This window comes from Limosilactobacillus mucosae (assembly GCF_046939755.1).
GTDB classification, from domain to species: Bacteria; Bacillota; Bacilli; order Lactobacillales; family Lactobacillaceae; genus Limosilactobacillus; species Limosilactobacillus mucosae_A.
Genome location: NZ_JBKZAY010000132.1, coordinates 1 through 234, shown reverse-complemented (window position 1 = coordinate 234; position 234 = coordinate 1). Strand labels below are relative to the sequence as shown.

The window sequence follows — 234 nt, the reverse complement described above, 5'->3', positions numbered from 1 at the left end:
CGTGTAGCCTGGAATTACTGGAATTGGTTCGTCATCCAAGACCTTTGCTGGATCATTTTGATCATTTGAATAACTTGGCGTAGCCGCGCCTGGAATTGGGTTGCCGGCTTCATCAACCGGAATGATTTTGCCGACCTGCTTGTAAATGAACTTGGCTGTCTCATCACCTTCGCCAAACGTCCCTGCTGTATTTTCCTGCTTAACCAGCACGTAGCCGTCGATCACTTGGGCGTC

Annotated in this window: 1 protein-coding gene; it reads right to left on the bottom strand. The window is 49.6% G+C overall.

The genetic code is table 11. The features are described 5' to 3' along the window. The coding region (locus tag ACLUWI_RS10530) for a hypothetical protein (RefSeq protein WP_412147263.1) at nt 1-234 on the bottom strand (234 nt) is incomplete at both ends.